The organism is Desemzia sp. FAM 23989, assembly GCF_045528345.1.
Lineage (GTDB): Bacteria > Bacillota > Bacilli > Lactobacillales > Carnobacteriaceae > Desemzia.
Genome location: NZ_JBGQQT010000022.1, coordinates 23,125 through 43,579 on the forward strand (window position 1 = coordinate 23,125; position 20,455 = coordinate 43,579).

22 protein-coding genes are annotated in these 20,455 nt (G+C 39.7%); 9 read left to right on the forward strand and 13 right to left on the reverse strand.

The window, feature by feature from the left end; translation table 11 throughout:
- Nucleotides 1–606 precede the first annotated feature (606 nt).
- Nucleotides 607–3,402 (reverse strand): YhgE/Pip family protein, encoded by a 2,796-nt coding sequence (locus tag ACEN36_RS11040; protein WP_407126591.1) that lies wholly within the window; start codon nt 3,400–3,402, stop codon nt 607–609.
- A 192-nt stretch (nt 3,403–3,594) separates the two neighbouring features.
- Here ACEN36_RS11040 and ACEN36_RS11045 point away from each other — a divergent pair, with 192 nt between their 5' ends.
- The gene (locus ACEN36_RS11045; protein ID WP_407096618.1) at nt 3,595–4,179 is read left to right on the forward strand and encodes a TetR/AcrR family transcriptional regulator; all 585 of its coding nucleotides are present in this window, start codon (nt 3,595–3,597) and stop codon (nt 4,177–4,179) included.
- 415 nt (nt 4,180–4,594) lie between these two features.
- Entirely contained in the window at nt 4,595–5,629 is a 1,035-nt protein-coding gene (locus tag ACEN36_RS11050) for a YdcF family protein (protein ID WP_407126592.1), read from the forward strand.
- Between the two features lie 114 nt (nt 5,630–5,743).
- On the opposite strand, the gene ACEN36_RS11055 is transcribed toward ACEN36_RS11050, so the two are convergent.
- From ACEN36_RS11055 to aroE, 4 genes are all read right to left on the reverse strand, one after another.
- Nucleotides 5,744–6,379: a pentapeptide repeat-containing protein gene (locus tag ACEN36_RS11055; protein ID WP_407126593.1), complete on the reverse strand. Its 636-nt coding sequence runs from the start codon at nt 6,377–6,379 to the stop codon at nt 5,744–5,746.
- 81 nt (nt 6,380–6,460) lie between these two features.
- Nucleotides 6,461–7,303, reverse strand: coding sequence for a prephenate dehydrogenase (locus ACEN36_RS11060; RefSeq protein WP_407102082.1), 843 nt, complete (start codon nt 7,301–7,303; stop codon nt 6,461–6,463).
- The gene (locus tag ACEN36_RS11065; protein WP_079650605.1) at nt 7,300–7,833 is read right to left on the reverse strand and encodes a shikimate kinase; all 534 of its coding nucleotides are present in this window, start codon (nt 7,831–7,833) and stop codon (nt 7,300–7,302) included. Before ACEN36_RS11065 ends, ACEN36_RS11060 begins: the two co-directional genes overlap by 4 nt.
- Nucleotides 7,830–8,645, reverse strand: coding sequence for a shikimate dehydrogenase (aroE, locus tag ACEN36_RS11070; RefSeq protein WP_407096622.1), 816 nt, complete (start codon nt 8,643–8,645; stop codon nt 7,830–7,832). Before aroE ends, ACEN36_RS11065 begins: the two co-directional genes overlap by 4 nt.
- 474 nt (nt 8,646–9,119) lie before the next feature.
- Between aroE and ACEN36_RS11075 the strand changes: the two genes are divergently transcribed.
- The 6 genes from ACEN36_RS11075 to ACEN36_RS11100 are packed head-to-tail and all read left to right on the forward strand — an operon-like array spanning nt 9,120 to nt 14,408.
- A complete protein-coding gene (locus tag ACEN36_RS11075; protein ID WP_407096623.1) occupies nt 9,120–9,656 on the forward strand; it encodes a hypothetical protein in 537 nt (178 codons plus the stop codon).
- A gap of 20 nt (nt 9,657–9,676) precedes the next feature.
- A complete protein-coding gene (aroF, locus tag ACEN36_RS11080) occupies nt 9,677–10,717 on the forward strand; it encodes a 3-deoxy-7-phosphoheptulonate synthase (protein WP_407102081.1) in 1,041 nt (346 codons plus the stop codon).
- Between the two features lie 18 nt (nt 10,718–10,735).
- Nucleotides 10,736–11,824, forward strand: a complete 1,089-nt coding sequence (gene aroB / locus ACEN36_RS11085) for a 3-dehydroquinate synthase (RefSeq protein WP_407126594.1) — start codon at nt 10,736–10,738, stop codon at nt 11,822–11,824.
- Entirely contained in the window at nt 11,821–13,074 is a 1,254-nt protein-coding gene (aroA, locus tag ACEN36_RS11090; protein ID WP_407126595.1) for a 3-phosphoshikimate 1-carboxyvinyltransferase, read from the forward strand. Before aroB ends, aroA begins: the two co-directional genes overlap by 4 nt.
- Nucleotides 13,055–14,152 carry a chorismate synthase gene (gene aroC, locus ACEN36_RS11095; RefSeq protein WP_407126596.1) on the forward strand — a complete coding sequence of 366 codons (1,098 nt, stop codon included), beginning with the start codon at nt 13,055–13,057 and terminating at the stop codon, nt 14,150–14,152. Before aroA ends, aroC begins: the two co-directional genes overlap by 20 nt.
- Nucleotides 14,145–14,408, forward strand: a complete 264-nt coding sequence (locus tag ACEN36_RS11100) for a chorismate mutase (RefSeq protein WP_204211916.1) — start codon at nt 14,145–14,147, stop codon at nt 14,406–14,408. The genes aroC and ACEN36_RS11100 overlap by 8 nt, the downstream gene beginning before the upstream one ends.
- A gap of 247 nt (nt 14,409–14,655) precedes the next feature.
- Here the strand turns inward: ACEN36_RS11100 and ACEN36_RS11105 are convergent, their stop codons facing one another.
- From ACEN36_RS11105 to ACEN36_RS11115, 3 genes are all read right to left on the reverse strand, one after another.
- Entirely contained in the window at nt 14,656–14,913 is a 258-nt protein-coding gene (locus tag ACEN36_RS11105; RefSeq protein ID WP_407126597.1) for a hypothetical protein, read from the reverse strand.
- A 332-nt stretch (nt 14,914–15,245) separates the two neighbouring features.
- On the reverse strand, nt 15,246–16,040 hold the full coding sequence (locus tag ACEN36_RS11110) for an SDR family NAD(P)-dependent oxidoreductase (protein ID WP_407126598.1): 795 nt from the start codon (nt 16,038–16,040) through the stop codon (nt 15,246–15,248).
- A 16-nt stretch (nt 16,041–16,056) separates the two neighbouring features.
- Nucleotides 16,057–16,893 carry an aldo/keto reductase gene (locus ACEN36_RS11115; RefSeq protein WP_407102074.1) on the reverse strand — a complete coding sequence of 279 codons (837 nt, stop codon included), beginning with the start codon at nt 16,891–16,893 and terminating at the stop codon, nt 16,057–16,059.
- 139 nt (nt 16,894–17,032) lie between these two features.
- Here ACEN36_RS11115 and ACEN36_RS11120 point away from each other — a divergent pair, with 139 nt between their 5' ends.
- Nucleotides 17,033–17,398 carry a helix-turn-helix domain-containing protein gene (locus ACEN36_RS11120; protein ID WP_204211935.1) on the forward strand — a complete coding sequence of 122 codons (366 nt, stop codon included), beginning with the start codon at nt 17,033–17,035 and terminating at the stop codon, nt 17,396–17,398.
- A 163-nt stretch (nt 17,399–17,561) separates the two neighbouring features.
- Here the strand turns inward: ACEN36_RS11120 and ACEN36_RS11125 are convergent, their stop codons facing one another.
- The 5 genes from ACEN36_RS11125 to ACEN36_RS11145 all read right to left on the reverse strand — a co-directional run bounded on the left by ACEN36_RS11125 (nt 17,562) and on the right by ACEN36_RS11145 (nt 20,091).
- Nucleotides 17,562–18,161 carry a GyrI-like domain-containing protein gene (locus ACEN36_RS11125; RefSeq protein WP_407126599.1) on the reverse strand — a complete coding sequence of 200 codons (600 nt, stop codon included), beginning with the start codon at nt 18,159–18,161 and terminating at the stop codon, nt 17,562–17,564.
- Between the two features lie 15 nt (nt 18,162–18,176).
- Complete coding sequence (locus ACEN36_RS11130) at nt 18,177–18,494, reverse strand: MazG-like protein (RefSeq protein ID WP_407102071.1); 318 nt, start codon at nt 18,492–18,494, stop codon at nt 18,177–18,179.
- 102 nt (nt 18,495–18,596) lie between these two features.
- Entirely contained in the window at nt 18,597–18,944 is a 348-nt protein-coding gene (locus ACEN36_RS11135; RefSeq protein WP_407102070.1) for a nuclear transport factor 2 family protein, read from the reverse strand.
- Nucleotides 18,945–19,009: 65 nt separating this feature from the next.
- Nucleotides 19,010–19,912 carry a helix-turn-helix transcriptional regulator gene (locus tag ACEN36_RS11140; protein WP_407126600.1) on the reverse strand — a complete coding sequence of 301 codons (903 nt, stop codon included), beginning with the start codon at nt 19,910–19,912 and terminating at the stop codon, nt 19,010–19,012.
- Nucleotides 19,909–20,091: a hypothetical protein gene (locus ACEN36_RS11145; RefSeq protein ID WP_407102068.1), complete on the reverse strand. Its 183-nt coding sequence runs from the start codon at nt 20,089–20,091 to the stop codon at nt 19,909–19,911. The genes ACEN36_RS11140 and ACEN36_RS11145 overlap by 4 nt, the downstream gene beginning before the upstream one ends.
- Nucleotides 20,092–20,455: the final 364 nt, after the last annotated feature.

The window sequence follows — 20,455 nt, forward strand, 5'->3', positions numbered from 1 at the left end:
ACTCCTTGATGAAGATTAGCGTTTGAACATCAGGGAAATAGGCTCCTTGATGAAGATCAGCGTTTGAACATCAGGGAAGTAGACTCCTTGATGAAGAATGGCGTTTGAACATCAGAGAAGTAGACTCCTTGATGAATAATGGCGTTTGAACATCATGGAAGTATACTCCTTGATGAAGATCAGCATTTGAACATCATGGAAGAAAGCTCCTTGATGAAGATCAGCGTTTGAACATCAGGGAAGTAAGCTCCTTGATGAAGATCAGCGTTTGAACATCAGGGAAGTAGACTCCTTGATGAAGATCAGCGTTTGAACATCAGGGAAGTAGACTCCTTGATGAAGATCAGCGTTTGAACATCAAAGGTAAAACCGCTTTGATAAAGAATGTGGTCTAGATTGTCTTCTGCTCCAGCCATTCGTTTTCTCCCCTTAAACAATTTAACTCTATACAAAAAAAACCTTACTATAGACACAATACAACCTTGTCTATAGTAAAGGATTCTTTTCTGGTAAGGCATATGATACGTTCTGTAGTTTACTACACCAGCTGAATAATCAGTTTAGCGTAGGAGCGAACTATCTTCTACCTTCCTTTTGATAAAATCATTAATTGATTTCTGCCACTTCCTCATCATCAAATAAATAACTCTTCTTCTTAATCCCAAAATAAACGACCATCAACCCATTGCTTACAACCAACAAGACCACAAACAACCAAACAGCTGTCGACATCGATCCGCCGATCGAAATGGCATTTCTCAAAGCCTCGATCGCATACGTCATTGGTAAATAAGGGTAAATACTTTGGTAGATTCCATTTGATAAAACGATTGGGTATGTTCCGCCAGAACCGGCTAGTTGCAAGATCATAAAGATCAACATCAAGAAGGCCCCCACTTTGCCAAAGACGACATTGAATAAAGTCACCATCGACATAAAGGCCATCGATTCAAGAATCAAGAATCCCACTACTTTTCCTGGATAAATCGGCTCCATACCTAAGCCATAAATCAATACAACGAACACGATTATAGCTTGTAAAACACTCACTATGCCAAGGATCGACATCTTACTTGCCCACCAAGCGATACCTGAAGTAGGTTGGGTTTTTGGTTTGTAAGCATCAAACATCATATTAGCTGTCAATGTTCCTACAAACAACGCTACTGACATCATATAAGGAGCCATGGAAGTTCCGTTGTTCGCCACTTTATCTTCATCTGTGTGGTCCAAAGATACCGGTGCAGAAATCGCTTCTGCAGAATCTTTTCCTGTATTGACTTCACGAATTTTGTCAGCTCCTGCCGTCAAACTATCGGTCAGTGTCAACAAACCATCATCAACTTGTTTTAATGAACCAGCAACTTTTGCTTCCCCTTCAGCCAATTGTCCACTTCCAGAGGAGATTTGTTGCGCGCCATTCGTCAATTGCCCTGCGCCTTCTACTAATTTACTACTGTTCCCGGCTAATTGTGAAGTCCCGTCCGCTAAAGTTTGCGAGCCTGAAAGTAAAGCTGTGACACCATTGCTGAGGGCCGGAATTTTACTTGCAACAGTCGTCAAACCGTCTGCTAAAGATTCAGCACCGTTCGTTAATGCTGGAGCATTGCTGTCCAATTGCTCCGCCCCATCGGCGATTTGACTAGCTCCATCGGCTAATTGGTCCACGCCGGATACCAATGCTGGTGTTTTTCCATCTACGGTTGCTAACCCTTCAGAAAGCTGAATAACGCCATTGTTCAGTGTATCTGCTTTACCAACCAATTCTTTCGTACCGTCTAAAATCGACTGGCTGCCTGCTTGCAATTGTTGCAAAGAGCCTGTCAGCACAGGCATTGATTGGTTCAATTGACTGGTTGCATCAGCAATGCCTTGTGCAGCTGGCCCTGCTGATTGAGAAAGTTGGTATACACTGTCAACGAATGCTTCTAAGACTGGCATTTGTGCCTCAGTCACTTTAGCCAATTGCTCTGTCTTTGTTTTCAAATCAATTTCTGCTTGGCTGACACCAGCTGGATCTGCCGCTTCTGTTTGACCGCTTTGATTTTGCATCGTCCCCAACACCAAAGCCTCTTGTTCTTCGGTCAATTCAACTCCACTATCTGCTAAGGCCTGTGTCACAGCATCCGCTGTAGCTGTCAAATCCGTTTGGCTTGACTCTTCAACTACAGATGAAGAATCTGAGGCAGCTAACACGTCAGATACTTGTTGAATATACGCTTGTACTCCCATTAAATAGTTTTCCAACTGCTCTTTATTTTCCGCACTCAAGTTTAGCCCTTGCAGGCTGTTCGCCAACTGAGTCGCGCCATCATTCAATTGTTGAACTTGTGTCGGCAGATTTTCGGTCTGTTCGACTAATTGCGACAACCCGTCATCCAATTGACCGACACCGTCGTTGACTGCGCTCACGCCGGATGTGTATTGTTCAATACCGGTCATCAACGTTGAAGCCCCATTTGCCAAATGACTGATCCCCGTTGTCAATGCTGGCAGTTGTTCAGAAAGACCGATAATTCCAGTGTTCAATTGAGAAGCAGCTGAAGATAATGTGCCGACACCTATTGTGTATTGTTGGACCCCATTTGCCAAAGAACCGGCGCCGTCATTCAATTGGTTGATTCCTGTCGTCAATGTTGGTATGTTTCCAGACAGCGTATCGATGCCTATTGCCAATTGGCCCGCACCATTATTGACTTGGTCTACACCAGCTACGTAATCTTTCAGACCGACACTCAATGTTTGACTGCCTTCTGCAAATTCAAGCGAACTAGACGCTAATGTTTCCAGATTGGTTTGGATCAATTCACTAGCGTCCACCAATTGAGTCGTTCCATCTTCCAGTTTTTGACTTCCCTCTGCTGCTTCTTCCATACCTGAACCTACATTGCCAAATTGTTCCAAAATCGTTTCCGTATACATTCCCGTTACTTGATTGGAAACTTCACTTTTCAACTCTGTAATAGCCGATGACGCCATTTTGGAAGCTGTCAAATTTCTCCCTTGAGTCGTTTGGTAATCGATCGTCATCTGTTCTGGTTCGTCAGTCAAGAGCGTCGTCGCATTCTCTGAAAAGCTTTCTGGGATAGTGATCTTCAAATAATAATCCCCGGCAGCTAGTCCCTCATCAGCGTCTTTTTCCGACACAAAATGAAAGTCTAAACTGTTGCCCTCTTTCAAATTATCTACCAGTTCATCCCCTATTTTTAAAGTCTTCCCTTGAAAATTTACCGCTGTGTCTTTATTGACTACCGCGACCGGCAGCTGGTCCACATTCCCATATGGATCCCATAAAGCTCCCAGGAAAATCAGATTGTATAAAGCCGGTATTAGAATAATAGCCCCTAATACAATTAAAAGAAACTTATGCTTGAACATAAATCCCCACTCTTTTTTCATCATTAAAACCGTTCCTTCTTTCTTTTTTTGCTCTCGCGCATCCTTTAAACTATTTTTTCAACAGAATAGTTTTGGACACTTGTCAAACTACTAGAACCATGATAAATTCTATTTGACTCTAAGACAAGAAACAGATTTTGTTATCTGTTTAAACTTAGACAGAATTGCAAATCTGAAAAAGAAGTGAGTGAGATCATGAAATATGACTTGTCTAAAAAACCGACTCGTGGCGCTCAACGGACCCTCGAAGCTTTCTCGAAGACCATGTTCATTCTGCTGGCCAAAAAGCCCTTTGAAAACATCAGTGTGAACGAGATCTGTGAGATCAGCAATTTCCCTAGAGCTACTTTTTACAACTATTTTGATGACAAATACGACCTATTGAATTACTGCTGGCACTTACTAAGCAGTCAAATCTACCTTAATGAGCAGCAACACGTTGACTCAGAGAAAATATTGGCGACACTATTTGACCGGACCTATTATTTATTGTCCTCTCACAACGAATTATTGAACGACATTTTAAAACACAATCCTCTCAACAGTTCACTGATTGCTAATTTTAGTATTTATTTGAAACGTGTTATTCAAGATGTGTTTCATGAATATCTGCACTTCGATAACAAAGAAGTTCCCATAGAGTTAGTTGTTGATCACTTCAGCAATACGGTGATGTTGATTTTAGAGGCTATTTTCTTAAAACGACAACCGATTACTCTTGAAGAAGCACACACTTATTTGAACTTCCTGCTGGGCCATTTAGTGGAAAAACCCCACTAACGTTCATTTCCAGCTGCTTGCCTGGGTTAGCTCAATCGCTAGACATCATCATTCTGGGCTGCTAAATAACGTTAAAGTGCCAGACTTTATCATTCAGATCCGCTAGTTGATGTTCCGCAAGCCAGGCGGTGTAAAAAAAGAGTCTCAGAACCAATGAGGGCGCTTTTAAATTACCCAACTGCATTTAATTGTTTTAAAAAATGTGGTGGTCACAATTGAACGGTGCCTACAGTTTTTTTGTCTAGACGACAATCTGTCCAGGCCAAATGCCTGATGTATTTCGCTGTTTTATAGTACTATAAGAGGAGGTAGAGCTTTTAGTTAAACTACGTCTCCTTCCCAATTAGTTGTATCATATAAGAAGCGAGCAGCTGACCAGAAGTTGTCTGATTTTTATTTGCAGAAAGGAGAAGAAATGGTACATATTGTGACGGGTGTTTTATTGCTGATTTTTTTACTGGTTTATCTCCAAGATCGGCGAAAAGTGAGCAATGGATTCTTTTTATCCTTGTTTCTATTGAGCCTGTATCTATCGATCACTTATGAAGCTTTAACCACACGCCCACCTGTTATTTTTTGGTTATTTATTATTATCACGATCCTTGGGCTGGCATTTCTTTTACTAGGTGGTTTCGCATTGATGGTTTTCCTGCTCATTAATGCCAGAATATTGTTTAAAAGAGAAGGCGCACGCTTACGAAACTCGCTGACGTTAGCCACCGGCTTAGGTATTTTAAGTTTATTTGTATTATCGTTTTTTCCAATCCAAGATTATTTTCCTGAACAACTGCACTTTCTTTTTACGTTTTCGATTTTTTGTATTCAATACATCGCCTTTTTCTTTATCGAATTTTTTATTTCTTCCATGCTGTACCAAGTTTATTTTCCCAAATACAACAAAGATTTTATTATTGTTTTGGGAAGCGGGCTGATAAATGGAAACCAAGTTCCTCCATTATTGCAAAGCAGAATCAATAAAGCTTTATCTTTCTACCACAAACAAAGAGAAAAAACGGACAAGAGAGCTAAAATCATTTTTTCAGGTGGACAAGGACCCAATGAAACCACCTCGGAAGCTGAAGCTATGGCACAATTTGCTTTGAGCAACGGTTTGCCGCCAGAAGATGCTATTCTTGAAGATCAGTCGGTCAATACCGAAGAGAATATGCGCTTTTCAAAACAAAAAATGGAAGAACGGAAAATGGATGATTATCAGGCTGTGTATGTCACCAACAACTTTCATTTATTGAGAGCTGGGATGTACGCTAAACGCGCTGGACTAAAAGCACAAGGAATCGGTTCAAAAACAGCTTTCTATTTTTGGCCCAATGCTTTCATCCGCGAATTTATTGCTTATATCGTATTGTATCGCAAAATCCATTTCGCCATTCTTAGTCTCGTATTTCTCATTTTGCTGGCTTCTACGATATTCTTGCAATGGATCAACTGATTTTTATGCAAATTAGTTTAAAAGAATCGTGCCTATCAAAAAAACTCATTCCTCGTTTTGATGAATTTTCATCAAAATGAAGAATGAGTTTTTAATTTACCCAGTCCATTCTCCTTACTCCACCACCGTAATGCCTAAAAAGGATTGGATGAAATAATTGGCTTGGCGAGAATTGATTTTACAGCCTTTTAAATTCTCTGATTGGATGGAAAGCTGATTAAAATCACACGAGCTCAAGTCCATCTTCTTCAAATGAGTTCCTGAAAAGTTAACCTGATCGATATCACACTGAGAAAAAGCAGTTGTTTGAAACAGACACTCAATAAAATCAGCGCTATTCAGCAGACATCCTTCAAACCGAGCCGCTTTAATTTTCGAGTCGCTGAAATTAGCGAAATTCATTTTGCAGTCTTGAAAATCAACATCACCGATATAATTTTCACTGAACAAAGTCCCCACCATTTTGCAATTGAAAAAATGTGTCCGGTGAATCGATCCCTTGGACAAATCACAATTAGATAAGTCGCAATTTCTAAATATACAGTTACTGATCTCAATACCAATGAAATCATTGGCTGCGAATATGACGTGTTCAAATACACACCGCTCAATAACAGGATGCTGAATAGCTTGTTGTTCAATCACTTCTTTAGATATATTGACATTCTCGATCAAAAAATCTTCGTCTTCAAAAATCTGAAAAAAAGATCCTTCTGCATTCGTTTTTTCATTTACGTTAGGCTGTAACATGAAGCGCCTCCTCAATCAGTTTCTCCCTTATCATACACAAATTTCGCGCAACAACCTAGCCTGTAAATTCGATTAAAAGAATCATTCAATATACCATTCTCTTCGCTGCTGAACAGCTTTATTGAAGATTTCTTTCAATTCTTCTTCATCATTTCCTTCCAACGTCTGTTTCAGAGCCTTCAATTCCACCTCAAACTGTTCAATCGATTTTAACAAGGCTGTTCGGTTGTTTAAAAACAATTCACTCCACAAGTCAGCGTTGATATCCGCAATTCTGGTCAGTTCTTGAAAACTATTTCCCGCAAACGTCAGAGTTTCTTTTGAAGCCTGTGCACTATTGACGACTGCCACGGATAAAGCATGCATCAATTGACTGACGTACGCAATCTGTTCATCGTGCTGTTCCGGAGAAACCCTTGTCACTTCCGCAAATCCAATCTCCTTGTACAGCTTTTCAATGGTATGTAAAGAAGCCTCTTTATTTGTCGAGGTAGGAGTAAGTAAAACATTGGCCCCTATGAAACGCGTGTGATCTGCTCCAGAGATGCCCTTTTTTTCGCTGCCTCGCATCGGATGCGCAAAAACAAAATCCACAGTTGAAGGCAGTACTTTAGTCACTTCTTCAATAATCGCTGTCTTAACGCCTGTCACATCAGTCAGAATAGCTCCTTTTTTTAAGTTGTTTTTGTGCTGTTCGACAAAAGGTGCCACCTGACTTGGGTAAAGAGAAATCAAAACGACATCCATCTCTTGTAAAATACCGTCAGCTTTTACAAATCCTTTTTGGATCATTCCTTGTTCTACCGCAGTTTGCAGCGTTGATTCATTGACATCTATTCCGTACACTTGTTTATACCCGGCCGCTTGAAGCCCCATAGCAAATGATCCGCCAATAACACCTAATCCAACAATCGCAATGTTCATTTTTTACTCCCCTCCTTCCATACAGAAGCTATCGTTTCTGGAAGCTGCTCCTTGATCTGATTTAATACGTCGTCCAAAGTAGTCTGATTTTCTACTCTGAAGTCAGCTGCTGATCGATACAAATCGATCCGTTCTTCATACAATTGGTATAGCTTATTTACCCCTTCTTTTAATAAAGGCCGGTGCCCGATGATGATATCTTCGATAATGTGTTCAACCGGCCGATCAATAAATACGATCCAGCCTGTTTCACTTAGAGCCTGTATATTTTCTGGCTGGAGAACAACTCCCCCACCACATGAAATGACCGTGTGAGTTTCTTTTGCAGCCAGTGTTTTACAAGCTTTCGTCTCTATGGCTCTAAAGTGAGCTTCACTCACTTCAAATAATTCTGGAATGGATTGAAGAGTGATTTGTTCAATAAACAAATCCATATCTCTAAACGGTAAAGTTAACTGTTGGCTCAGCAGTTCTCCAATACTGGTTTTCCCACTGCCCGTCATCCCGATCAACACAATATTTGTTTTCATAGCCCCTCACCTTGTCGTCCTTTCCATTCAGAGATCAATTGTTCCGTGACCTGCTCATCAATGGAACACTTTTCCCAAATCTCGACTGCCCGAACAGCCTGACCAATCAACATATCTAAGCCGTTAGCAGTTTGTTTGTTCTGTTCCCGCCCCAGCCTTAAGAAAGTTGTTTCGCCAGGGTTATAGATTAAGTCGATCAGGTAATCAAATCGTTGGATGATCGTTTTACTTATCGGAGTGCCGTTGACGTTAGGATACATCCCAACAGGAGTCGTATTGATCAAAAAATCGCCAGCAAGTGTCCCCGCTTCTTCATAATTGGTATACGTCTTCCTTTTTGTGTTTTCAAATCGCTCAGGAGCCCGAGAAATAATGTACAGGTGCTTAATTCCATGATCTATTAAATATGCTTCAACCGTTTTAGATGCACCTCCGGACCCTAAAACGACAGCTGTTTTGTTTTTAACATCCCAACCTCTGCGGTCCAAAATCAGCCCAAATCCGCTATAATCCGTGTTGTGCCCTGTCAATCTTCCACTGACGTTTTCAATCGTATTCACTGCTCCCAATTTCTCAGCAAATGAATCGATCTCATCCAAATATGGGAGAACGGCTTCTTTATAAGGAATCGTAACATTAACTCCATTGATGGACAGCGCTCGAATCCCATCCATCGCATGTTGCAACTGTGTTGGAGGGAACGGAAAAAGTTTATACGCAGCATCCAATCCTATTTTTTGATAAATGAGCTGATGCAAATCTGGCGACAAACTATGTGTTAGTTTTTCTCCGAATAATCCATAGAATTTCATGACGAACTCCTTTCAAAATTTGATATTGTTTGAAGTATAGACAAAAGAACGCTAAAAAACAACGGTAAATTTCATACTGCTGTTACCAGCCCCTTAGGTCATTTTAATATTTTTCTAATTAATCTGTTGACAACCTATTTTTTAATTGTTAGTATTGGTCTCACAGTTGAACAACAGCTGAAATAACTATTTGAGGAGAGACCAACATGAACTTACAACTTCAAACTAAAATGGCCCCACAATTGAATAGTTATTTCTTTAGCTTCTTTAGGAACACATCTATAGAGGCTAGAGATTTTTAAGCTGCTGACAACAGTTGCCCTATAGATTTTGAAAGAAATCGAATGGGGCAACGAACTAAACTAACATCAATTTATTAGTGAACTCACCCAACGCTACATTCGATACTCTTTCACAAGACTATCGGGTGTGGCGTTTTTTCGTTTTTCAATAATTTTTGTGGAGGAAGAATAGATGATTATTCATACGTTAGGTCCAAGCAGCACCGATAGTTATGCCGTCGCAGAATCTTTACTGCAATCCCAAGACGATGGGATTGTGGAGTATCCGTCTTTTGATAGCTTGCTGCACAGCATTGATTCCCTTTCTGAACAGTACGTGTTGTTTCCTGTAGCTTTCAAAAGCGCTCGAAAAGATTACGGCTGGAAAGAATTCAACTATGATTACTGGGACAAAGTAGATTTGGTAGACGTTTTCCAACTTAAAACCAAGCCCATGGTCTTAGTAAAGAATAAATATTATGCGGAAGACCGAGCGATGATCCATCCGGCCACCACGATTTTTTTGAAAAAATACTTAACTGCCCAACAAGAGCAGACAGCCATTGAATTTGCAGACAGTAAATACAAAGCTTGGATAGCCTTCTGCAAGAAAAATTTGAAATACACAATCATCAGTGAGGATGTGTTTGAAAGAGAAAAGAAAGCAGATTACACGATAGAAGCTCGATATGAACCAGTAATGGTGTGGTGTTTGTACAAAATAAACTAACAATACAGAGGAGAATGACTATGATTATCGTATTAAAACAAGGAACTAATGCAAACTCGATTAAAGATTTATCAGCTAAATTAGAAGCAAAAGGAGTGGCTGTGAGTCACTTTACAGATATCAAACGCGATTTTTTAGGATTGATCGGCGATACTAGTGGAATCGAAATGCATCAATTGCAAGCTTCTCCGAATGTAGAACAAGTGATTCGAGTAGAGGAACCTTACAAGCGTGCAAACAGAAAATTCCATCCCGAAAACTCTATCGTGACTGTTGGAAATGAAACGATTGGTGGAAATCAATTGGGGATTATTGCTGGACCGTGTTCGGTAGAAAGTGAAGAACAAATTGTCGCAATCGCTAAACAATTGAAGCAAGCTGGCGCGAACTTCTTACGCGGGGGTGCCTTCAAACCCAGAACGTCTCCATACAGTTTCCAAGGGCTTGAACTGGAAGGTTTAAGAATGCTTGAAACAGCAAAAGCTGAAACTGGATTGCCTATCGTGACAGAATTGATGTCTACCAAATGGATCGATCAATTTGTAGACTCTGTTGACATCATCCAAATCGGTGCCCGCAATATGCAAAATTTTGATTTGTTAAAAGAAGTTGGCCGCACGCAGACACCGGTTCTGTTGAAACGCGGATTGTCGGCAACTTACAAAGAGTGGTTGATGTCAGCGGAATACATTATGGCGGAAGGAAACGAAAATGTTATTTTGTGTGAACGCGGCATCCGGACATTCGAAACTGGCACACGCAATACGTTAGATATCCAGGCCGTTCCGGTCATCAAAGAACTCTCTCATCTGCCGATCATTGTCGATCCGAGCCATGCTGGCGGAATGTCTTACTTGGTGGAAGCAGGGGCTAAATCAGGTATCGTCGCCGGAGCAGACGGATTGATGATCGAAGTCCACAACGACCCAGCCAATGCTTGGAGCGACGGCGAACAATGTCTGACACCAGATGAATTCGCTGGACTGATGGAAAAAGCTCGCAAGCTGGCTGATCTCGAAGGACGTTCGATACAAGAAGCATCAACTATTCTAACAAACTAAGAAGATGAGGGATAAGATATGTCTGTACTGACCGTTAAACTTCCCTCACAGGAAGTAACTTATGAGTTAAAAATTGAAAAAGGATTACTCAACAGCATCAGTCATGAAGTCTCAAAAGTCTTTACTGGGGCTAAAATCGCCATTGTCACAGATGAGAACGTTTATAAACATTACGGTACATCTGTCGTCAAAGACCTGGAAGCAGCGGGATTTGAAGTGCAGTGTATTGTTTTGCCTCCCGGAGAACAGACCAAGACCTTTGACTCCATGCCCATGATTTACAGCGCCTTAGCAGAGTTTGGTTTGACCCGAAGCGACTTGATCGTTGCTTTGGGGGGCGGTGTGATTGGCGACATAACTGGTTTCGCAGCTTCGTCTTACTTACGTGGCATCTCCTATGTCCAGATCCCTACCACGCTGCTCGCTCAAGTTGACAGCAGTGTCGGCGGAAAAGTGGGTGTCGATTTACCAGAAGGGAAAAATTTAGTTGGGGCTTTTTACCATCCGATTCTTGTTTTGATCGATCCTTTAGTGTTGGAGACATTGACTGATTCAGCTTTTGCTGATGGAATGGCTGAAGTGATCAAATATGGCTGCATCAGAGACCTGGATCTATTTGATCGTCTCATGGAGTTCTATTCACGGACAGAAGTCATGCAGCACATTGAGTGGATCATTGAAACGTGCTGCACGATCAAACAAACGGTGGTGCAAGCAGACGAAAAAGATGTGGGTGAGCGTATGCTGCTGAACTTCGGGCACACATTGGGACATGCGATCGAAGCTTACTACCATTATGAAAAATACACTCATGGTCAAGGCGTTGCCATTGGTATGGTCGCGATATCAAGGATCGCAGAAACTCAGCAGCTGACTAAAGCAGGAGCCACTGATAGACTAGCGGCGCTCTTACAGCAGCATCATTTACCTACACAACTAGCGTCTCTTGAGGATTACCCTAGATTATTGCCTTACATCACTAAAGACAAAAAAAATATCGAGGGACATTTGACGGTGATCCTTTTAGCTGACATCGGCTCTGCCCAAAGGCATCAAACAGCTCTTTCATTCTTTGATTCTTTAAAAACTGGAGGGAAAACAGCATGACGAATTTAACTTTGACTCCTAAAAAACTAACTGGAGAAGTCACTGTCCCACCCTCTAAAAGTATGGCTCATCGAGCAGTGATTTGTGCCAGTTTGGCAACAGGCCGCAGCACAATCAAAAATATCCAGCTATCAGATGACATTATTGCTACTATTGAAGGCATGCGCTCGTTTGGAGCAGTCATTTCCTATGACCATCAGACATTGACTATTGATGGAGCAGGTTTTGGTACAGCTTCCCAGAGTCGCACGATCGATTGCAATGAGTCAGGCTCTACACTGCGCTTTTTAATTCCCTTAGCGACATTATTTGCCGGGGAAACCCATTTTGTCGGTAAAGGACAATTAGGCAAACGTCCACTTGAACCTTATCAAGAACTATTTGCAAATCAATCTCTCCCTTACCATTTGGCTGATTCAAAAAACTTGCACTTATCCGTCAAAGGACCACTAACTCCTGGAATATATGAAATGCGCGGCGATATCAGCTCGCAATTCATTACCGGCATGCTGCTGACTTTGCCCTTACTAAATGGAGACTCTGTCTTGAAAATCACGACTCATTTGGAATCAAAAGGCTACATCGATTTGACCCTTTCTGTGTTGAGATCATTTGGCATTGTTGTCAAACAAGATGAAAATGGACAAGAATTCCGGATTAAAGGCAATCAGGCTTATACAGCCCGTCAATACGAAGTAGAAGGAGATTATTCGCAAGCGGCATTCTGGCTGAGTGCAAATGCACTAGGAAATACTCTTTCCGTAACAGGTTTAGATTCCTCTTCTCTACAAGGAGATCGTGCTATTATAGATGTTTTAAATACATTGAGCACCGGATCTGATGAGAGCGAACACATCATCGACGGAGCCCAAATACCGGATATCATTCCAGTTGTTGCTTTAGTTGCTTCATTAAGTAAAGGCAAAACAACGATTACCAATTTGGAACGATTGCGAATCAAAGAAAGCGATCGTTTAGTTGCTACTCAAAAAGAGTTAGCTGCTTTAGGAGCGCATATTGAAATCATAGAAGATTCACTGTTGATTGAAGGAGTTTCTCAATTAGCAGGCGGTCAAGATGTTTGGAGCCATAAGGACCATCGAATAGCTATGATGTTGGCTATTGCTTCAACTGTCTGCCTTGATCCGATTCACGTAAAAGACAGCGACTGTGTCAAAAAGTCTTATCCTGATTTTTGGGAAATATTTCAGCAACTAGGAGGAGAAATTCATGAGCGGAATATGGGGTAACAATTTACAACTTTCATTATTTGGAGAATCACATGGTGTCGCTATCGGAATCACTATCAATGGCCTGCCGCCAGGTTTGGAATTGGATATGGAACAAGTCTTAATTGAAATGGCGCGTAGAGCACCGGGAAAAAATGCATTGACCACACCAAGAAAAGAAAAAGACCATCCAGAGATCTTAAGCGGACTTTTAGATGGGAAAACAACTGGTGCACCATTGACAGCTATCATCTGGAACACCAATACACGCTCAAAAGATTACAGTGTGCTGAAAAATGTCATGCGTCCAGGACAAGCCGATTACCCTGGACGTGTCCGTTACAATGGGCACAACGACCATCGAGGCAGCGGCCACTTCTCAGGACGGATTACTGCTCCATTAGTATTTGCAGGGGCTATTTGCCAACAATGGCTGGCACAAAAAGGCGTTACGATAGGCGCTCACATTCAATCTATTGGAACGATTGAAGACACGACTTTTAATGATCAAGAAAATGTCACATTGGAACAAATCGAGCAGTTAAAAGGACAGCAACTTCCCCTCTTTGATGCTGAAAAAGAAGCGGCAATGACCGAGCTGATTTTAGAGGCAAAAGAAGACGGCGATTCTGTAGGTGGCATTGTTGAGACATTTATCTTGGGATTAGATGCCGGGTATGGAAATCCATTCTTTGATTCGGTTGAATCTCAATTGGCTCACCTCGTATTCGCTGTTCCAGCCATCAAAGGAATTGAATTTGGTACAGGGTTCGACATCACTAAGATGCGTGGATCCGAAGCTAACGACGAATACTACTACGATGAACAAGGTCAGATCAAAACGCGTACCAACAACAATGGCGGAATCATCGGCGGAATTACATACGGGATGCCGGTCGTCTTTCGAGCTGCTGTAAAACCACCTGCTTCCATCAAGAAAAAACAGCAAACGATCAACATCCAAGAAGGTACAGAAACCGAACTGGAAGTTGAAGGTCGCCACGATCCTTGTATCGTCCCTCGCGTATTGCCCGTCTTAGAGGCAGTGACCGCTATCGTTTTGATGGATTTGATGCTGGGAGGACAATCGAATGAGTGAACTAGAACAATATCGCAAAGACATTGATGCAATTGATCAAGAGTTGACTCGTTTGTTTGAATTACGTTTGAACACAGTTTTAAAAGTTGGTGAGTATAAAAAAGAACATGATTTACCGGTACTGGATGCTAGCCGCGAACAAGCGGTCATCGAGAAAAATATTAGTCGTTTAAAAGACCCGCAATTCGAACCGCAAGTCACTCAGTTTTTTCAATCTATGATGGATATTACGAAGGAAACACAAGAGAAGCTGTAGTTGAAGTATCGAAAATCAATTTGCGTGCCCTTTTGACAAATTTTACGCCCGAAAAGGAACGCAAATTAGTTTTGCGTTCCTTTTTTTGGAGCAAACTCATCTTAAAGGGAACGCAAATTGATTTTGCGTTCCCTTTTCCCGAATTTTTCATGCACAATGGAACGCAAAAAAACGAGAACGATGTATTCTCGCTTTTTTTCTGGTTTTGCTCCGGCTGACTAGCCTATTTAATCTTTAGTATCAAATTCTATTCGATTTCAGCATAAATGATGGTGATCTCTCCATTATTCGAAATTTTACTGGTGCCACGATGTTTATTATTTTTATTTTCCCATTCGATAATATAGCCGTCAGCGTCCTCTTCTGTAGAAATAATAGTGGTGTCTCCTAAATGATTTCTGTATTCTTCTCTGATCAATTCTTCAGCTTTAGATTGGGATATGGTTGAACAACCACTTAATATAAGCATAAGAGTTACACTGGCTAAGAAAAACTTAATCTTCATAAAGCAGCACCTTCAGTCCTCAGTTTTATCTTTCTACTTTGAATTATAATCGCTTACATTACTTATAGGAAGATAGATTAAAAATATTCCGGCTTTTTATTTTTTTGGAAAAAAATGAAAAACTCTCATACTTACGCAAAGGGTGACTATTTCCAGAAAAAATTTGCTTATTTAGCTGGTTCTATTAGCATCCAACAACAAAAACACTTTATTGGGGTCAATTGGGCAATAAAAAAGTTAGAGGTTGACAGATGATTGAATCATCTGTCAACCTCTCTTGTTATCATAACTTGTATTTATTTCTCTTAAACGAGCTGCTCCTTGTTCGTTTTCTAAAATATAGTGGGTACCATTCCGCCATCTGCTCGAATAACCGAACCACTAAAACTACTTGCTAGAGGACTACAAACAAAAGTAACTAAGCGACCTAATTCTTCTGCCGGAATAAATCGTTGAATTAAAGAAGCACTGCGATGTTCCGCCATGAAGCGACGTTCTTGTTCTTCAAAGCTTATGTTTTCTTTTCCATAAAGTTCTTCTAACATCCCGCTCACTCCTTCAGTTAAAGTCGGTCCAGGTAAAACAGTATTGACTGTAACCTGTGTTCCTTTGGTTTGGGTGGCTAGGGTTTTGGCTAGAGAAAGCTGCATGGTTTTAGTCATACTATAATGAGCCATTTCCCCAGAAGGCATTAACGCTTCTTCACTGGCAATAAAAACGATCCGTCCAAAATCAGCTTTGATCATATGCGGCAAATAGTATTTCGCTAAAGTATTGCTGATCAGTACATTCGTTTTGAAAAAACGCAACCATTCCTCATCATCAATCTCATAATAATTCGTTGGTTTAAAAATACCTAAATTGTTGATCAACAGATCCACTTGCGGAAATTTCTCCATCAATTGATTGATTTCTTTTTTCTGGCTTAGATCGTAAACTGCACTTTGAGGATGAGTGGTAGGGAACTTTGTTTGAATTTCATCGATTACTGCCTCAACCCCTGCCTCACTACGACCGTTAATAATCACATTTACACCTTCACTGGCTAACTCTAGAGCGATGGCTTTTCCGATCCCCTTAGTCGATCCGGTTACAAGAGCGGTTAATCCAGTCATTTGCATTTTCATAGTCTACTCTTCCTTTCTAAAATTCAAAATTATCTGGGTCTGGTCCAATTCGACGATTTTGGTTTAGTGCTGTAATACTTGCAACTTCTTCTTCAGTTAAAGCAAAATCAAAGATATCTCTATTTTCAAGTAAACGACCTCTATTGGTTGATTTAGGAATTGTGATGACACCATTTTGTAGATCCCAACGTAAAATAATTTGGGCAGCTGACTTCCCATATTTTTGGCTCAATGCTAAAATTAAATCGTTTTGTAAAATTTCCCCATTCATCAAAGGAGACCAAGCTTCCATTTGAATATGTTTTTTTGTTAAATAACCCTTTAGTTCCCCTTGAGTTAACAATGGATGGTACTCCACTTGGTTAATAACCGGAGTCACAGTACTGTGTTTCGCCAATTCTTCTAAATGATGAACTTGAAAATTACTTACCCCAATACTACGAACCTTTTTAGCGGCATAAATTTTTTCCATTTCTTGCCATGCAGCAACATAGTGTTCTGCAACTGGCCAATGAATCAGATATAAATCCAAATAATCAACGCCTATTTTAGTTAAACTTGTTTCGTAAGCTTCTATTACTTTTTCACTACGTATATCTTCATTCCAAATTTTAGAAGTGATAAACAAATCTTCACGGCTAATTCCCGCTGCAGCGATCCCTTGACGAATACCTTCACCTACTGCTTCTTCATTGCCATAAATACTTGCTGTATCAATACTTCTGTAACCTGCAACAATAGCCGTTTTAATTGCCTCAACTAATTCTTGATAATCTTCCACCCGAAAAACACCTAATCCTAAAGTCGGCATCTCAACTCCGTTATTCAAAGTGACCATTTCTTGCATTTTCATAAATATTCCTCCAATTTTGTATTTACATTTGCCTAACATGTCGTTATTATAGACCCTATATAACTTAATGGAAAGTAGGTACTTTTTTGTGCTATAGGAACTAAAAAGTACCTATAAAAAAGGAGAGAAATAGAATAAAATGAAACCAGCGATTGTTTATGGTATTGGTGTTGAAGCTACCATTGAAGTAATTGGTGGAAAATGGAAACCAATTATTCTGTGTCATTTAAAGCATAATACTAGACGTCCTTCTGAGTTAAAACGCCTCATGCCCACAATTACCCAAAAAATGTTGACTCAACAATTACGTGAGTTAGAAGATTCTGGAGTGATCGATCGCACCGTTTATGAACAAGTTCCACCTAAAGTCGAATATTCTTTAAGCACTTACGGTCGCTCTTTGGAACCTGTTTTAGAATTATTATGTACTTGGGGCGAAGAACATATTGATCGCCGAAAAACACAATTTAATGAGAATATTATTTTAGAACATACTGAACTTTAACCTTTCAAATAGGAAAACAGATCATTAATCATGGCTGTTGCTCCAGATGAGTATGACTCAACTACGCACTGTTAAATTCTTTCTCGTATTTTATTTATAAAAGTACCCCTAAAGTTAGCCTTTAATTTAACTTTAGGGGTACTTGCATTATATTAGCTGCTTTTCATATATTGCGAACAGGATCACGAAGAATTGTACGCAGATTATCTTGAGGTGTTTTTGCTGTAAATGAGTCAAGATGAATTTCAAGATGAGGACCGCTGCGTCTTACTCCATTTTGTTCAGCATACTGCTCTAAATCAGCGAGAGTGCTGAATTCATCTGCAAAAGGGCCGTGATGCATGACTTGGATGACTGTTTGGGCTGGAATTGAAAAAGGTTCAAGGATATCGATATCAGAAGGCGTCTTATATGAACTCGAACTAGCAGAAACGATCTCTTCAATTTTTTCCTTTGTTAAAAGTTGGGACGTTTTTGTCAGGATACGATATTCCAGCAATGATAACGGATTAGCAGTATAGAAATCAGCAATATTTACTGATTCAGCGCCTTTTGGATACCAATATTGAACTTCTATAATTGGAAAACCTATCTGTGCATCTAAAACTTTTAATAAGTCTGCAACCAAGGTTTTCTTTCGATAGAACTCAGCGCTTCCTGGAGCACCTTTCCCAAGAACTGATAAATAGTGGACAGCTTCTGTATGGACAATCTCTGGAGTGTTTGTTGCCGAATAGTGTTCAGTTGATTTAATCTCTGCCATTTAAAAGTCCCCTTATTAATTTGATAATCTTTTTTGGGTTTCTGTCAAAAAAGTATCTAAGACTTGTTCAACATTAATATTCGCTTGATCAGCAAGAATTGTAAGCCACCAAATATTTTCTCCGATTTTGTGTTCCAATAATTTCTCGTTATCTTCTCCAGTCGGCCAACTGCCTGTTTTATCCATGATCAACCGGCCTACTAAACCAGCGTCGGTCAAAAATGCTAGTGTATCTTGTTCGATCGTCCATTTTTTCCCCTGTGTTGCTTCCTCAATTCGATGATATTGCTCTCTAACCTCATTAGAACGTTGTATTAATTCATTGATATCCATCTTGTTTTCTCCTTTATTGTTAATTTACTTCCAAAGAACCGCAGCGAAAGAGACTTGTTCTGGAGGCAGTTTGTACATAGCTTGTATTCTGCTGTCTCTATTCTATTTAAGATCAGCGATCAGCTTTTCAATTTTTCCTGTCGGTGACAGAATGAACTGATAATATCCTGAAATCCCTTGATCTCCATTAGGAAAAATACCTTTAAACATAACCATTACAGTGACCACATTGTCTTCAATCTGATATTTTTTGATTTTCGTACTAGTCTTGTAATCAATAAAATAATCTCTGAAGTACTCTTTGATTTCTTCCTTACCTTCAAACTCCCTGCCGACTGACTGTTCATCGATGACACCATTTTCAGCAAAACAGTCGGCATATCCATTCTCGTCATAATTATTACTAGCTTCAATATAGTTTAATATAACCTCTGGCAATTGTTCTCCCATCCCGACACTTCCTTTCTTAATAATTGAAGTATACAAAGAAAAACATGACAATAGTCTGTCATGTTTTAATAATATTCAAGCATATTTTTTAATTCTTTTTTTAATCGTTGTTGGATTATATTCGGCGACAACACTTGCAAATCTTGCCCGAATGAAAGCAAATAGCCCTCTAGCCATTCGCCGTCATCGACTAAACAATTGACAAGATAATAGTTGTCATCGATCTTGCTGATTTGTTCTTGCGTAAATTCTTCAAATAAGCGATACCGCATCTTAGTATGAATTTTTAACGTTAGGGATATTGACTCAGCTGTTTTTTTATCATCCTGTTGTGCAGTTACGGGAGCAATGGTCCGTTGGGACTTGGATTCTGTAGAAACTATTGCAGTCTCGTGCATTCTATTTAATTTAAATAACCGCCAATCTTTTCTTTCAACGGAGTACCCCTTCAGGTACCATGCCTTATCTTTAAATATCACCTGGTAGGGATAGACTTTTCTTGATAGTTCTTCATTTTTAGAGTTCAGATAGTTAAAAGCAAGTAATTCAGATTGGAAAATGGCTTGCTTTATCAAAGCTAATGTCGACCTTTGTTCTTGACTATTACTCCAATTCGTAGGATCAATTGCAATCCAAGAAATAGGTTTTTTTTGAAAAATTGCGGATAGTTTATCCAACGTTTCTTGATCGCTTTGCCCAACTCCTACTAAACTTTGCAATGAGGATAATATGTCTATCTGCTCGTCCTCTGAAACTAAGGTGTTGTTTATTCTAAACTGGGGCAACAAAGAAATCCCGCCATTCCTCCCTTGACTAGCATAAATTGGGATACCGGCTTCTGACAGATTATCAATATAGCGATAAACAGTCCTTACTGAAACTTCTAATTTATCGGCTAACATTTTCGCTGACAGCTTTTCATTACTCATTAATAAATAGACCATTTGAAACAAGCGATTTGATTTCATATAAACACACTTTCATTTTGAATTTTAAAAAATTGCTTACATCTTCTTTTATGGGTTTTAATACTGATTCCAATCTTATGTTCAATTATCTTGTAACTTCTTGATTGTCTTGATTGATAGCTAAAAATATTTGTAATTATTAATCCTAAAATTAGAAAAATCCTAATAATTTTTTCCATATCAACTACCTCCCAACAGCAATCAATATAATTTCTATTTTATATTCCATTCAAAATTCTTCTAAACCTTTGTTTTATATTACTATTTTAATTCTTGAAGTACACTGTAAACTTTTTATGAAGGTCATCTATGAACATAATGTTCAGGATATACCTTTTTAGTTGGAAGAAAAAAGAACATCAGAACCTTAATGGGTGTGTAACAGCTTCTCTCAATCATTTTCATATATAATCTAATTCACTAGTGTTGCATGAAACATAATATGTTTCACAATGTTATGTATCCTATTCCAATATGCAAAAAAGTCCTTTATACTGAACTTGGATGACTTATCCAAGACCAATAAAAAGGACCCAACTTATG